Source organism: Thioalkalivibrio sp. ALJ15 (assembly GCF_000383695.1).
GTDB lineage: Bacteria > Pseudomonadota > Gammaproteobacteria > Ectothiorhodospirales > Ectothiorhodospiraceae > Thioalkalivibrio.
Map to the genome: position 1 here is coordinate 78,139 of NZ_KB912061.1, position 13,638 is coordinate 91,776.

Consider the following 13,638-nt stretch of genomic DNA (forward strand, 5'->3'; position numbering starts at 1 on the left):
CTTCTTGGCATCTCGCCGTGCGCGCCCAGCGCCTCAGGCGGCCCAAAAGTATGAAATTTGTCACACCCTGCTTTTGATTCTTATATCAAAGCCCCCACCTCAATTGAAGCCGCAAATGCGATCCATACGGATCTGGTCAAGCAAGCCCCCTGTCCGGCCTCCGGCATCGACGGCATCAGTGGCGCAGCTTCAGGCCGACCTTGGTGATGCGGGCGCCGTCCATCTCGCGGATCACCAGGCGCATCGGGCCAAGGTCGACGGCGTCGCCGACGACCGGCTCGGCCTGGAGTTCACGACGCAGGTAGTCCTCCAGGGTGTCGCCCTGGTGTTCGGGCGGTACCGGGGCGCCGTAGGCCATGCCGACCGCCCCGAGTTGGGCGTCGCCATTGAGGGCAAACTCCCCGAACACACTTTGCTCGGTCAGGCGTTCCGGCACCTGGTCCTGCGGGACGAACAGGCGGTCGAGGTCATGCAGATCGGCCGGGGCGACCATGATGTAGAGGTGGTCGCCGGCATGCAGATCGAGCAGCTCGAGCGTGTCCAGCAGCTTGCCCTCGCGCAGGTGAGCCACGACCCGCGCACTGCCCGGCAGGCGGAAGTTCGACCACGCCTCGCGCACCACCGGCGTGGTCTCGGCCAGGCGATAGCCGACCAGCTCCATCTCCTGCTGTCCGGGGATGTCCAGCTCGGTGCGCTGCACCCGCGCGGTGGTCGGGGGCAGCTCCAGTCCCAGCCAACGCGCCGAGGGCGCGACGGTCCAGCCCTGCACCAGCAGCGAGATCAGCACCACGAAGAACACGACGTGGAAGAAGTAGCCCGCCAGCTCCAGCCCGGCGAGCAGCGGGAACAGCGCCAGGATGATCGGTACCGCGCCGCGCAGACCGACCCAGGCGATGAAGACCTGTTCGCGCCACGGGAAGCGGAACGGGTACAGGCACAGCCATACGGCCAGGGGCCGGGCAACCAGGATCAGGACCGCAGCGACGAGCCCCGCATCCAGTGCCACCGGGGGCAGCCCCGAGGGCGTCACCAGCATGCCGAGCATCAGGAACATGCCGATCTGTGCCAGCGAGGCGATCCCGTCGTGGAAGCGCTTGATGTTCTGCGAGGCCTCCAGCGGGCGGTTGCCGATCAGCAGCCCTGCCAGGTACACGGCCAGAAAGCCCGAGCCGCCCACCAAGCCGGTCAGGCCGAAGATGGCCAGTGCCCCGGCCATCGCGAACAGCGGGTACAGCCCGCCCGCCATCGGCACCCGGTTGATCAGCGCCAGCAGGGCGAAACCGCCCGCCACACCAAACAAGGCCCCCAGCCCCATTTGCTGGACAAACTCGATGGCGACGACCACCCCGAATTGCTGGTCGGGCATCAGCAACAGCTCGATCAGCACGATGGTCAGGAAAATCGCCATCGGGTCGTTGGAGCCGGACTCGATCTCGAGGGTGGCGCCGACACGGCTTTTCAGCTCGAGCCCGCGCGAACGCAACAGCGAGAACACCGCAGCCGCGTCGGTGGATCCCACAATCGCTCCCAGCAGGAGCCCCTCCAGCCAGGACAGCCCCAGCCACCAGACGGCAAACACTCCGGTCAGGCCCGAGGTCACGAGCACCCCGAGCGTGGCCAGTCCCAGGGCCGGTTTCAACCCGATACGGAAATTGCGAGCAGGAGTGCGCATCCCGCCGTCGAACAGGATAATCGCCAGCGCGGCCGAGCCGATCAGATAGGCCAGGGTGATATTCTCCACCTCGAGACCGCCCGGGCCCTCCGGCCCGAGCAGCATGCCGATCACCAGGAACACCAGCAGCAGGGGCACACCCAGCCGCGAGGTGATCACGCTCGAAAGGATGCTGCCCAACAGCACAATGGCCGCCAGGAAGATGATCTGGTTGGAGAGGTCCATGCGTCGATCATACCGGAAGCCCCCGAAAACCCGCCCGGGGAGAGCGGCCCTTGCCCTGGCCGGCGCGCTGGCTGTCCCACTGGGTCTCGCAGCAGCGCCGGCCGCCGCCGAGCGCGGCGTCGACGCGCTGCACTTCGAGTTCGAGAACGACCTGTTCGCCGGTGAGGACCGCTACTACACCAATGGTTTCCGCATCGGCTGGACGCGCAGCGAGGAGCGCGTACCCCCCTGGCTGCAGCGGGTCGCGGACGCCCTGCCCTACTTCGTCGATCGCGAGGAGCGCGGGCGCCTGAAATCGGCCATCCACCTGGGCCAGAACATGTACACCCCGGAGGACATCGAGCGCTCGCCCGCGGACCCGGACGACCGTCCCTACGCCGGCTGGCTGTACCTGAACTTCAGCCTGGCCGAGGATCATGGCGACCGCCTGGACCGCCTGCAGGTCACCGTGGGCACCGTCGGGCCCGCCTCGCTGGCCGACCGCACACAGAAGGAAGTCCACAGCTGGTCCAGCGCGCCGCAACCACAAGGCTGGGACGATCAGATCGGCAACGAGGCAACCCTGATGGTGGGCTACGAGCGCCAGCTACGCGGGCGCTCGCATCGCGCCGAGGGCGGCTGGGGCTGGGACCTGACGCCACACTGGGGCGCGACCGTGGGCAGCCCATTCACCTTCGCCAACGCCGGTGCAATCGTGCGCGCCGGCCGCAACCTGCCACGCGACTACGGCCCGCCTCGGATCAATCCGGCCCTATCGGGTTCGCATACCTTCGAGACGGTCGGCTCCATGGGCGGCTATCTGTTCGCGGGGGTAGATACCCGGCTGATGGCCTATGACCTGTTCCTGGACGGCCCGCTGTTTCGCGACGGGCCCTCGGTGGACAAGCACCCAGCAGTGGGGGAACTGACCGCCGGGTTCGTGTTCCATGTGGGCGGGGTGCGCCTGGGCTACACCCATGTGTGGCGTTCGCGGGAGTTCAGCGGCCAGGCCAAGGGCGCGGCGGAGTTCGGCTCGCTGCACGCCACCTGGCAGTTCTGACTCCGGCCGCGCGCCTCAAAACACCGCGGCCTCGACGTCGGGGTAGGTCGTGGCGACCGAGCGGTCGATCTTGTCCTCGAAGCCCGGGTAGTCCTCGAGGATGTCCGCCATGCGCTCGCGCACGAGCGGCACGGTCTCGAAGTCGGCCAGCCCCTGCTCCACGCCCTCCTCAATCGCATCCCAGAGGGTGACCAGATAGTTCTGCAGGCGCGGCAGGGTCTCCGCCCCCTCGAGCCGGCCGTGGCCGGGCACGACCACATCGGGTTCCAGCGCGATCAGCTCGTCCAGCAGCTCGATCCACTGCGCGACATCGCCATCCCAGACCGAGGGCGCGCGATCGCTGTACACCACATCCCCGGCCAGCAGGATCTTCGTCTGCGGCAACCAGACGATCAGGTCACCCGGGGAGTGGGCACCGCCGGAGGGAAAGATGACGACCTCGGTACCGCCCAGGACTCGCGTGACGCGCTCGTCCACGGGCTTGTTCGGCAGCAATGGTGTGGTATCGCCGGTCGCGCCATCGGTCATCTCGCGAAAGTTCTCGACCCAGGTTTCGGCCTCCGCCTCCATACGCTCGATGGCCTCGGGGCCGGCCATGATCTCCGGCTCGTCTTCGGCGAACGCATGATTGCCCAGCCAGTGGTCGCCATGACTGTGGCTGTTCACGATCCAGCGCACGGGCTGATCGGTCACCTCGCGGATGGCCTCGCGCAGGGCCACGCCCATGGTCTCGGACGAGCCAGTATCGAACACGAGTACACCTTCGTCGGTCACCACGAACGCCATGTTCGCGTTCCAGCCGAGATTCTCGCGGCTGGGGAAATCGCGCGCCGATGTCATCACGGCGTAGACCCCGGGGGCCACGGCCTCGGGCTGCATTTCGTAGTCCTCGGGCGCCGCCGGCTCGCCAGCAGGCGACGACGTGGTCAAGACCAATGCCATCGCCAGGCTCGCCAGCACCACACCCAATGGTTTCCATCCCTGCATGGCAATCACCCCCGACTATTCCCGATCGTGAAGAATAGACCCGCCAGCCGCCGCAAAGTGCGCTGCGCCGCCTACGCGGCCGAAACTGATAGCATCGGGGCCTCCCCCCAGGGAAACACTGATCAATGTACACGCTCGCGTTGGTACCCCAGGTTTTCCGAGACAAGGAGCGTCGTGCAGCGGGTAGTGGTGGTTCTACCCGCAAGCGGCGCAACGCAGGATCGGGGAACCTGGGGTGCCAACCCCACAAACCATTGAACAGCAGGGGCTCGGCCGCTTTTGCGTGCGTACGGCGTTGCGGCTCGCTTATGTAGCTCGGCTACACTGCGCTCACCGCGCCTTGTTCGCACGCAAAAGCGACTCGAGCGCGAGCGTGTACATTGATCAGTGTTTCCCTAGGATGGAGACTGCAGGTGCGCAAGATTTCCCGGACCTTCCTGACCGGCCTGGCGGCCATCCTGCCCCTGGTCATCACCCTGGCCCTGCTCTGGTGGCTGGGCACCACGGCGGAGACGGTGCTGGGCGGGCTGCTGCGCGCGATCCTGCCCGATGCCCTGTATTTCCCGGGCCTGGGCATCCTGGCCGGGCTGGGGCTCGTGTTCGCGCTGGGCGTTCTGCTGCAGGCCTATGTGGTGCGCGGCCTGTTCGATTGGGTGGAATCGCTGATGCAGCGCATCCCAGTGGTCAAGACCATCCACGGCACCGTGCGCGACGTAACGAATCTCCTTTCCGGCGACATCCATCAGCGCTTCGGGCAGGCCGTGCTGGTGACCTTTCCGGGCAGCGACTTCAAGCTGGTCGGCTTTGTTACCCGCGAGGATTTCGAGGGGCTTCCGGAAAACCTGGGTGGCCCGGAGACGATCGCGGTCTACATGCCGATGAGCTACCAGATCGGCGGCTACACCCTGATGCTGCCGCGCGACCGCATCGAGCCACTGGATCTCTCGCTGGAGGACGCGATGCGCTATGCCCTGACCGCCGGTGTCTCCGCGCGCCAGGACAAGGGAACCGGGTAGAATTCGCTGCATGACGGACCACCACGACCACCAGCCACGGATTCTGATCGGCGTCAGCGGCGGCATCGCCGCCTACAAGGCCTGCGAGCTGGTGCGCGAGCTGAAGCGCGCCGGCTGCGAGGTGCGCGTGGTGATGACGGCCGGCGCCCGCGCCTTCGTGACCCCGCTGACCTTCCAGGCCCTGTCCGGCGCGCCGGTGCGCACCGAGCTGCTGGATGCCGAGGCGGAATCCGGCATGGATCACATTGCCCTGGCACGCTGGGCGGACCGCATCGTGGTCGCCCCGGCCAGCGCCAGCCTGATCGCCCGCTACGCCCAGGGCCTGGCGGACGATCTGCTGAGCACGCTGCTGCTGGCCACCACCGCGCCGGTCGCCCTGGCACCGGCGATGAACCATCGCATGTGGGCCCACCCGGCCACGCAGGCCAATATCGCGACCCTGAGCGAGCGCGGCGTGACCCTGATCGGGCCGGACAGCGGCGACCAGGCCTGTGGCGAGCAGGGCGAGGGTCGCATGCGCGAGCCCGCCGCGATCGCGCGGGAGCTGCTGCAGCCGGCACACGCCCCTCTGGCCGGGCGTCACGTACTGATTACCGCCGGCCCCACCTTCGAGCCGATCGACCCCGTGCGCTTTATCGGCAACCGCAGCTCCGGGCGCATGGGCTTTGCCCTGGCCGCGGCGGCACGCGACGCGGGCGCACACGTGACCCTGGTGCATGGGCCGACAGCAGAGGCCGTACCCGCGGGCGTCGCGGGCATTGCCACGGAGACGGCGGCCGCCATGCATGCCGCAGTGATGGAGCGGCTGCCCGAGACCGACATCCTGATCGCGGCCGCGGCCGTTGCCGACTACCGCCCGGCCGAGCCGCGGGCGCAGAAGATCAAGAAGTCCGACCCGGTGATGCACCTGGCGCTGGAGCGCACCCGGGACATCCTGGCCGAGGCGGCAACTCAGGCGGCCTCCCTCCCCCGGCGCCCGTTCCTGGTCGGCTTCGCGGCCGAAACCGAGCACCTGCGCGAACACGCCGAGGCCAAGCGCCGCGCCAAGGGGCTCGACCTGATCGCCGCCAACCGGGTCGGCGAGGGCCGCGCCTTCGGCACCCCCGACAACGAATTGCTGTGCCTCTGGGAGGGTGGCGAGCGCCGGCTCCCCAACCAGCCGAAGACCCAGCTGGCCCGGGCGCTGATCGACCTGATCGTCGAGCGCTGGGCCGAATGCGAAACGGACCAAGGAATCCCGAATGCCCGCCCCCGAGATTGACCTGAAGATCCTGGACCCGCGCATGGGCGCGGACTTCCCGCTGCCCGCCCCGGCCACCGACGGCTCGGCCGGCGTGGACCTGCGGGCGATGATCGAGGCACCGCTGACGCTGGAGCCGGGCGCCGCCGAACTGATCCCGACCGGGCTCTCGATCCATATCGAGGACCCGGGCTACGCCGGGATGATCCTCCCCCGCTCCGGGCTGGGCCACAAGCACGGCCTGGTGCTGGGCAACCTGGTCGGGCTGATCGACGCCGACTACCAGGGGCCGCTGATGGTCTCCTGCTGGAACCGGGGCAGCAAGGCGTACACCCTGGAAGTGGGCGAACGCCTGGCACAACTGGTGATCGTACCAGTGGTACAGCCACGTTTCCGCGTGGTCGAGGACTTTGAGGAAAGCGCCCGTGGCGTCGGCGGCTTCGGCTCCTCCGGCCGCGGATGACCGTGCCCCGATGATCTCTCAGCCCGAGGGATAGGACACGCCCAGACCACCCAGGCCGCAGTAGCCGTTGGGCACCTTGGCCAGGTACTGCTGGTGGTAGTCCTCGGCAAAGTACCAGGCGTCCAGCGGCTGAATCTCCGTGGTAATGAGGCCACGCCCCGCGGCGTCCAGCGCCGCCTGGTAGCGCTCGCGGCTGACCTCGGCCGCCGCCTGCTGCTCGGCCGAGTCCACATAGATCGCGGAGCGGTACTGCGTGCCGACATCATTGCCCTGACGCATACCCTGGGTGGGATCGTGCCCCTCCCAGAACACCCGCAAAAGCGTATCGATGGACACCCGGGCCGGGTCGAACACGACGCGCACCAGTTCCGTGTGCCCGGTCTGCCCGGAGCAGACCTCCCGGTAGGTCGGGTTGCGGGTGTAGCCACCGCCATAGCCCACACTGGTCGAATACACACCGTCGGTCTGCCAGAACAGCCGTTCTGCTCCCCAGAAGCAGCCCATGCCGACATGCAGCACCTGCATGCCGTCCGGATAAGGCGGCGCGAGTGGCGTGCCCAGCACCATGTGCCGTGGCGGGACCGGCAGCGGCTCGTCGCGCCCGGGCAGGGCCTCCTCGGGCGCGGGCATGCGCGGCTCGGAAAACGCAAACATCACAAGGGCTCCTTCCGGAAACGGGGATTCGTCAGCCGGGGTCGGCCGGGGTCAGCCGGATCAGCTCGCCCGGGTTGTGGTCGGTCAGCACGTAAATCGCGCCATCGTGCACGCGCACATCGCGGATGCGGCGGCCAAGATCGGGGAGCAGGTCTTCCTCGTTGACCAGCTCGCGGCCCTCGAAGGTCAGCCGGCGCAGGGTCTGGCCCCGCAGGCCACCCACCAGCAGATCGCCATCCCAGGCGGCAAAGGCGGAATCACGCAGGATCGCCATGCCGGACGGGGCAATGGCCGGCGTCCAGTAGTGGATGGCGGACTCCATCCCCTCCTTCTCGGACTCGCCGGTACCGATCGGGCCGCCGGAGTAGGCGCCGCCATGCGAGATCACCGGCCAGCCGTAGTTCAGGCCGGGCTCGATAATATTCACCTCGTCGCCACCGCGCGGCCCGTGCTCGTTCTGCCAGAAGGTGCCGGTCTCGGGATCGATCACCATCCCCTGCGGGTTGCGCACGCCGATCACCCAAAGCTCGGGATGGGCGCCATCCTCGTCGAGGAACGGGTTGTCGTCGGGTACCGAGCCGTCATCGTGCAGGCGCACGATGCTGCCGGCATGGTCGTCCTTCTTCTGGGCGCGATCCTGGTCACCACGATCGCCGATGCTGACGTACACATAGCCCTCGTCGTCGAACACGATGCGCGAGCCGAAGTGACGCCCGCCGCGGGCCGCCGGCTCGGCGGAGAACAGCACTTCGACCTCCTCCAGCGCCCCGTCCGTGAACTGCCCGCGGGCCAGGCGCGTCGTCTGACCGCCCTCCACCTGCGCGGAATAAGTGAAGTACAGCCAGCCGTTGTCCTCGTAATCCGGGTGCAGGGCCAGATCCAGCAGCCCGCCCTGGTTATTCGCAACCAGGTCGTCCGGCAGGCCGGACACCATCTCGCCGCGCCCCTCGAGGTTCTCCGCGTCGGGGAAATAGCGCAGCTGCCCGGGCCGCTCGCTGATCAGCGCCCCGCCATCCGGCAGAAAGGCAATCGCCCAAGGGTGATTGAGCCCCGAGTGCAGGACTTCGCCCCGCAGCTCGCCGTCGGCGGTGGAGAATTCCTCGGCCGCGATCCCGGCCGAACCCCCGCAGGCCACCAGAAGCCCGCCCAGCAACGGGGCCGCCAGCAACCGCCCCGGGTATCGCTTGTCCATGTCCCTGCCCTCGTTAGGTCCGTACCCGTTGGTGGCCCGTACCCGCCGCCGGGTTCCCCGGGGCACCAACGCGAGCGTGTGCATTCATCCGTGTTTCCCCGGCTGACAGGACGGACACCAGTAGGTGGAGCGCAGGTGCTCGCCCGCCAGCGCCCGCTCCACCGGTGTCCCGCAGGTGCGGCAGGCCTGCCCGCTGCGTCCGTACACGTTCAGGTACTCGTCCGTCTCGGCCCGCGCGCGCGTGATACGCGGGCCCGGCTTGAGGTTGCGTCGCAGCAGGCGCGCCGCTTCGCAATAGAGCGCCAGGAGCTCGTCATCCGTGATCGCGCCGACCGGGTCGAGTGGATGTCGTCCGTGCAGGAACAGCACCTCCGACTTGTAGATGTTCCCGATGCCGGACGCCAGCGACTGATCCAGCAGCACATCCAGAATGGGTCGCGCGGGGTCGCTGCGGGCACGGATACGCCGGACGACTGCGGTCAGGTCCACCTCCGGGTCCAGCAGATCCGGCCCCACGCGCGCATCCAGTCGCTCCGGGTCGCCGCGCCCCTCCGGCCGGGGTTGCCAGGCGAGTTCGCGCGGATGGAAACAGACCAGCACCCGGTCCGCGAGCCGCAGCACGGCCCAGGCCTGATACTCCGGCTTGTGCCAGACGGCCCCCGGCGCATACTGGTGCCAGGTCCCGTACATGCCCAGGTGCGTGCGCAGCTGCCAGGCGCGGCCCGCGGCGTCGTCCAGCTCGATCAGCAGATGCTTGCCGCGCGCGCTCACGCCACGCGCAGCCATGGCCCCATGCTCCACCAGTGCCGCACCACGCCGGGACCGGGTCGACACGGCCTCCAGCGCGGCGCCGGTCAGCAGCGGACCCAATGCCCGGGCCAGCTTGTGGATGGTATCGCCCTCGGGCATCGCGGATGGACGATCAGCGCTTGCGGCTGGGATAGAGCGGGGGCTCGCCCTCGGGACGGGTGCGAAACAGGCGCATGGACCACAGGTACTGGGCCGGGGCCTGTGTGACCCCGCGTTCGATGGCCTGGTTCATCTGCCGGGCATCCGTATGGTCATCGCCGCTAGGGAAGCCCTCGAGCGGGGGCCACAGGCGCATCACGTACTGGTCCGCCACCGAGTCGTACCAGGCGAAGCTGGGCAGCACGGCCGCCTTCGACATGCGCGCCAGGCGGCCCAGCGCAGTGAGCGTCGCCTTGGGTACCCCAAAAAAGTCGACGAACACCGCTCCCTCGGCCCCCAGATCCTCGTCCGGCAGGTAGTAGAAGAAACGGCCGCGGCGAAGCTGGCGAATGGCCGGACGCAGGCCCTGCTCACGGGCGAAGATGTCGCCCGAGTAGCGTGTGCGGCTGCGGTGGTTAATCCACTCCAGCACCGGGTTCTTCATCGGCTTGGCGAACGACACACCGTCGTACATCTGGCTCATGCGCACGCCGCCGTAGTCCAGCGCCAGCGAATGCGGGGCGAGGACGATCACCGGCGTACCGGCCGCCTGCAGGCGCTCGTAGTGTTCCAGCCCCTCGATGCGGATGCGCGCGGCGTGCTGGCCGGGCTTGCCGAACCAGAGCAGGCCGTAGTCCAGCACCGTCTGCGCCTGGTAGCGGTAGTAGGCCTCCATGCGCTTCTCGCGCTCGGCCGGGGTCATTTCGGGGAAACACAGCTCGAGGTTGCACTCCACCACCGCGCGGCTGCGCCCGGCGCCCTTGCGGATCAGTCGCCCGAGCCCCCGGGCCAGTGCATGCACGGCCGGGCGCGGTATCTCCTGCAGCACCCAGGCGACGCCCAGCAGCAGCCAGCTGCCCCAGTAGCGCGGGGCGAAATGACGGCCGGTCAGCGGTGCCTGATAGGCGCCTGCCTCCTGGCCCGAGCGGGTCTCCCCGGCCTGTTCGCTCATGCGCCCCCGCCCGCATCGAGCTGCTTGCGCGCGCGCTTCGCATAGACCTCCATCTCCTTCGCCGCCTGCAGGTCGCCCTTCTCGGTGGCGACGGCAATGCCGCGTTCGCAGGTGGACAGCGCGGCCTGCGGCCGCTCCAGGTCAACGAGGGTCTTGGCCAGCAGCTTCCAGGCGGCGGAATACCCGCCATCCAGTTCCAGCGCGCGTTCCAGGTGCGGAATCGCGGCCTCCTTCTGGCCGTCGGTCGCCAGGGCGTTGCCCAGCGAAAAGCGCAGCATCGCGGAGTCCTGTCCGCCATCCAGCATGTTCTGGAAGCGTTCGATCATGTCACTCATGGAGCTCCTCCTTCTGGATATCGTCAGGCTAACGCCGCCAGAAGGCGGGCGACAGAAGCACCAGCACGGTAAAGATTTCCAGCCGGCCCATCAGCATCGCCAGCACCAGCACCCACTTGCTGAAGTCGTTAATCGAGGCGTAGTTGGCCCCGACCTCGCCCAACCCGGGGCCAAGGTTGTTCAGGGTCGCGGCCACCGCGGAGAACGAGGTGACCTGGTCCAGCCCGGAGGCCATGATCAGCAGCATCATCACCACGAAGACCATCACGTAGGCGGCGAGGAAGCCCCAGACCGCCTGGACCACGCGGTCGGGCGCTTCCTTGCCGTTCACCTTCACCGCGATCCGGGCATGGGGATGGATCAGGCGCTTGATCTCGCGCAGCCCCTGCTTCACCAGCAGCAGTACGCGCACCACCTTCATCCCGCCGCCGGTGGAGCCGGTGCAGGCCCCGATGAACGACAGGAAGATCAGCAGCACCGGGAGAAAGCCCGGCCACAGGTAGAACGCATCGGTGGTGAAGCCCGTGGTGGTCGCCACCGACACCACGTGGAAGATCCCCCGTCGCAGGGCATCGTTCGTATCGGCGGCAAAGCCGCTCCACAGCATGTAGCCGACCACGATCACGGCGGCGGAGACCAGCAGGATCAGGTAGGTACGCAGTTCCTCGTCACGCCGGTACGGCTTCCAGGTCGCGCGGTGCAGCACCAGGAAGTGCAGCGCAAAGTTCATCCCGCCAAGAATCATGAACGCGATCGCCACCGTCTCGATCGCCACCGAATCGAAGTGCCCGATACTGGCGTCGTAGGTGGAGAACCCCCCGATCGCGATGGTCGAGAACGCATGCCCGACCGCGTCGAAGGCCTCCATCCCGGCGGCCCAGTAGGCCAGCGCGCAGGCCACGGTCAGGCCCAGGTAGATGTACCAGAGGTTGCGCGCGGTCTCGGCAATGCGCGGGGTCAGCTTGTTGTCACGGATCGGGCCGGGGGTTTCGGCCTTGAACAGCTGCATGCCGCCCACGCCCAGCAGCGGCAGGATCGCCACTGCCAGCACGATGATCCCCATGCCACCCAGCCACTGTAGCTGCTGGCGATACCACAGGATCGCGCGCGGCAGGTCGTCCAGCCCGGTGAGCACCGTCGCCCCGGTGGTGGTAAGCCCGGACATGGACTCGAACACCGCATCGGTAAACGAAACCGGCAGGTTCGGGTCCAGTACCAGAGGCGCCGCCCCGGCAATCCCCAGCCCAAGCCAGAACAGCACGACCAGGATGAAGCCGTCGCGCACCTGCAGGTCGCTGCGCGCCCGGTACATCGAGCCCCACAGGATCCCGCCGATCAGCAGCAGCAGCGCGAACGCCTGCAGGAACACCCAGGCGGTGGACTCGCCGTAGAGAAATCCGATCGCCGCCGGCGGCAGCATGGTCAGGCTGAACAGCGTCAGCAGGACCCCAAGCAGGCGGGCGGTGGATGCGAAATGCAGCATCGGCCAGTACGACCTAGAAGAACAGCGCGGAGGGCTGGAACAGGCGCTGCACCTGCTTGACCTTGCGCCGGTCGGTCAGGAACAGGATCACGTGGTCACCGGCCTCGATCACCGTGTCGTGGTGCGGGATGATCACGTCCTCGCCGCGCACCACCGCGCCCACACTCGTACCCTCGGGGAAGTCGATCTCCTCGATCCGCCGCCCCACCACCTGGGAGGTGCGGGCATCGCCGTTCACCACCGTCTCGATTGCCTCGGCGGCGCCGCGACGCAGGGTATGCACGGTGGCCGTTCCGCCCTCGCGCACGCGCGCCAGCAGCGCGCTGATGGTCGCCTGCTGCGGCGAGATCGCGACGTCAATCGTGCCGCTTTGCAGCAGGTCCACATAGCTCGGACGGTTGATCAGCGACATCACCTTGCGCACGCCCCAGCGCTTGGCCAGCATGCCGGCAAAGATGTTGGCCTGGTCGTCGTTGGTCACCGCACAGAAGACGTCGTTGTTCTCGATGCCGATCGATTCGAGGAAGCGGTCGTCCGCACTGTCGCCATGCAGGACCAGCACATTGCTGGGCAGCGAGCGCGCCAGGTGGTCGGCGCGATCCGGGTCGCGCTCGATCACCTTGACCCGGTAGCGCTTGCTGAGCGTCTCCGCCAGGCGCTCGCCGATATTGCCGCCGCCGGCGATCATGATGCGTTTGTAGGGCTTTTCCAGCTTGCGCAGCTCCGAGGTGACTGCACGGATGTTCTTCTTCGCGGCGACGAAGAAGACCTCGTCGTCAGCCTCGATCACGGTGCTGCCATCCGGCTGGATGGAGCGGTTCTGGCGAAAGATCGCCGCGACCCGCGTGTGGATGCCGGGCATGTCACTTTGCAGGTTCTTCAGCTCGTGCCCGACCAGCGGCCCACCGTAGTAGGCGCGCACGCCGACCAGCGAGACCAGCCCCTCGGCAAACTCCAGCACCTGCAGCGAGCCCGGATGCTCGATCAGGCGGTGGATGTGACGGGTGACGATCGCCTCCGGCGAGATCAGCATGTCCACCGGCATCGCATCCTGGGCGAACAGCTCCGGGGTCTCGTGGTAATCCCGTGAGCGCACACGGGCGATCTTGGTTTCGACGTTGAACAGGGTCGAGGCAACCTGACAGGCGATCATGTTCACCTCGTCGGAGTCGGTCACCGCGATGACCATCGAGGCATCCTGTGCCCCGGCGGCCTCCAGCACGCTCGGGTGCGAGGCGAAGCCGTTCACCGTCTTGATGTCGAACTGGTCCTCCAGCTCGGCCAGGCGCTCGCCGCGGGAGTCGACGATGGTGATGTCGATGCCGTCGGCGCTCAGGGCCTCGGCCAATGACTGGCCCACCTGCCCGGCGCCGAGGATGATGATGTGCTTCATGCGTCTCCCGTCCCGGAGATGTCAGGGCGTCGTGCCAGG

The 13,638-nt window shown here is 67.9% G+C and carries 13 protein-coding genes; 4 read left to right on the plus strand and 9 right to left on the minus strand.

Annotated features, from left to right (window positions below; genetic code table 11):
- Positions 1-175: 175 nt before the first annotated feature.
- On the minus strand, positions 176-1,897 hold the full coding sequence (locus tag G015_RS0112570; protein ID WP_018138947.1) for a potassium/proton antiporter: 1,722 nt from the start codon (positions 1,895-1,897) through the stop codon (positions 176-178).
- Between G015_RS0112570 and G015_RS0112575 the strand changes: the two genes are divergently transcribed.
- A complete protein-coding gene (locus G015_RS0112575) occupies positions 1,896-2,936 on the plus strand; it encodes a lipid A deacylase LpxR family protein (RefSeq protein ID WP_018174878.1) in 1,041 nt (346 codons plus the stop codon). The two genes, G015_RS0112570 and G015_RS0112575, sit on opposite strands and share 2 nt — an antisense overlap.
- 15 nt (positions 2,937-2,951) lie before the next feature.
- On the opposite strand, the gene G015_RS0112580 is transcribed toward G015_RS0112575, so the two are convergent.
- On the minus strand, positions 2,952-3,899 hold the full coding sequence (locus tag G015_RS0112580; RefSeq protein ID WP_018138945.1) for an MBL fold metallo-hydrolase: 948 nt from the start codon (positions 3,897-3,899) through the stop codon (positions 2,952-2,954).
- A gap of 437 nt (positions 3,900-4,336) precedes the next feature.
- On the opposite strand from G015_RS0112580, the gene G015_RS0112585 reads away from it, so the two are divergent.
- From G015_RS0112585 to dut, 3 genes are read left to right on the plus strand one after another with little or no spacing between them, the layout of a single operon-like run.
- Positions 4,337-4,939, plus strand: a complete 603-nt coding sequence (locus G015_RS0112585; protein ID WP_018138944.1) for a DUF502 domain-containing protein — start codon at positions 4,337-4,339, stop codon at positions 4,937-4,939.
- 10 nt (positions 4,940-4,949) lie between these two features.
- Positions 4,950-6,200 (plus strand): bifunctional phosphopantothenoylcysteine decarboxylase/phosphopantothenate--cysteine ligase CoaBC, encoded by a 1,251-nt coding sequence (coaBC, locus tag G015_RS0112590; RefSeq protein ID WP_020146845.1) that lies wholly within the window; start codon positions 4,950-4,952, stop codon positions 6,198-6,200.
- Complete coding sequence (dut, locus tag G015_RS0112595) at positions 6,181-6,642, plus strand: dUTP diphosphatase (RefSeq protein ID WP_018995079.1); 462 nt, start codon at positions 6,181-6,183, stop codon at positions 6,640-6,642. Before coaBC ends, dut begins: the two co-directional genes overlap by 20 nt.
- A gap of 18 nt (positions 6,643-6,660) precedes the next feature.
- Here dut and msrA read toward each other — a convergent pair whose 3' ends face one another.
- From msrA to trkA, 7 genes are all read right to left on the minus strand, one after another.
- Positions 6,661-7,296, minus strand: coding sequence for a peptide-methionine (S)-S-oxide reductase MsrA (gene msrA / locus G015_RS0112600; protein ID WP_018995078.1), 636 nt, complete (start codon positions 7,294-7,296; stop codon positions 6,661-6,663).
- A gap of 31 nt (positions 7,297-7,327) precedes the next feature.
- On the minus strand, positions 7,328-8,488 hold the full coding sequence (locus tag G015_RS0112605; RefSeq protein WP_018993196.1) for a PQQ-dependent sugar dehydrogenase: 1,161 nt from the start codon (positions 8,486-8,488) through the stop codon (positions 7,328-7,330).
- An 84-nt stretch (positions 8,489-8,572) separates the two neighbouring features.
- Complete coding sequence (locus G015_RS0112610) at positions 8,573-9,397, minus strand: Fpg/Nei family DNA glycosylase (RefSeq protein WP_018993197.1); 825 nt, start codon at positions 9,395-9,397, stop codon at positions 8,573-8,575.
- 13 nt (positions 9,398-9,410) lie between these two features.
- On the minus strand, positions 9,411-10,388 hold the full coding sequence (locus G015_RS0112615; RefSeq protein ID WP_018138938.1) for a lipid A biosynthesis acyltransferase: 978 nt from the start codon (positions 10,386-10,388) through the stop codon (positions 9,411-9,413).
- Positions 10,385-10,723, minus strand: a complete 339-nt coding sequence (locus G015_RS0112620) for a tetratricopeptide repeat protein (RefSeq protein WP_020146846.1) — start codon at positions 10,721-10,723, stop codon at positions 10,385-10,387. Before G015_RS0112620 ends, G015_RS0112615 begins: the two co-directional genes overlap by 4 nt.
- A gap of 28 nt (positions 10,724-10,751) precedes the next feature.
- Positions 10,752-12,206 (minus strand): TrkH family potassium uptake protein, encoded by a 1,455-nt coding sequence (locus tag G015_RS0112625; protein WP_018138936.1) that lies wholly within the window; start codon positions 12,204-12,206, stop codon positions 10,752-10,754.
- Positions 12,207-12,219: 13 nt separating this feature from the next.
- Positions 12,220-13,599, minus strand: a complete 1,380-nt coding sequence (trkA, locus tag G015_RS0112630) for a Trk system potassium transporter TrkA (RefSeq protein ID WP_018138935.1) — start codon at positions 13,597-13,599, stop codon at positions 12,220-12,222.
- Positions 13,600-13,638 lie beyond the last annotated feature (39 nt).

Coding starts and splice junctions, on each gene's coding strand:
- G015_RS0112575 (WP_018174878.1), top strand. CDS start 1,896: ATGCGTCGATCATACCGGAAGCCCCCGAAAACCCGCCCGGGGAGAGCG.
- G015_RS0112570 (WP_018138947.1), bottom strand. CDS start 1,897: ATGGACCTCTCCAACCAGATCATCTTCCTGGCGGCCATTGTGCTGTTG.
- coaBC (WP_020146845.1), top strand. CDS start 4,950: ATGACGGACCACCACGACCACCAGCCACGGATTCTGATCGGCGTCAGC.
- dut (WP_018995079.1), top strand. CDS start 6,181: ATGCCCGCCCCCGAGATTGACCTGAAGATCCTGGACCCGCGCATGGGC.
- msrA (WP_018995078.1), bottom strand. CDS start 7,296: ATGTTTGCGTTTTCCGAGCCGCGCATGCCCGCGCCCGAGGAGGCCCTG.
- G015_RS0112605 (WP_018993196.1), bottom strand. CDS start 8,488: ATGGACAAGCGATACCCGGGGCGGTTGCTGGCGGCCCCGTTGCTGGGC.
- G015_RS0112610 (WP_018993197.1), bottom strand. CDS start 9,397: ATGCCCGAGGGCGATACCATCCACAAGCTGGCCCGGGCATTGGGTCCG.
- G015_RS0112615 (WP_018138938.1), bottom strand. CDS start 10,388: ATGAGCGAACAGGCCGGGGAGACCCGCTCGGGCCAGGAGGCAGGCGCC.
- G015_RS0112620 (WP_020146846.1), bottom strand. CDS start 10,723: ATGAGTGACATGATCGAACGCTTCCAGAACATGCTGGATGGCGGACAG.
- G015_RS0112625 (WP_018138936.1), bottom strand. CDS start 12,206: ATGCTGCATTTCGCATCCACCGCCCGCCTGCTTGGGGTCCTGCTGACG.
- trkA (WP_018138935.1), bottom strand. CDS start 13,599: ATGAAGCACATCATCATCCTCGGCGCCGGGCAGGTGGGCCAGTCATTG.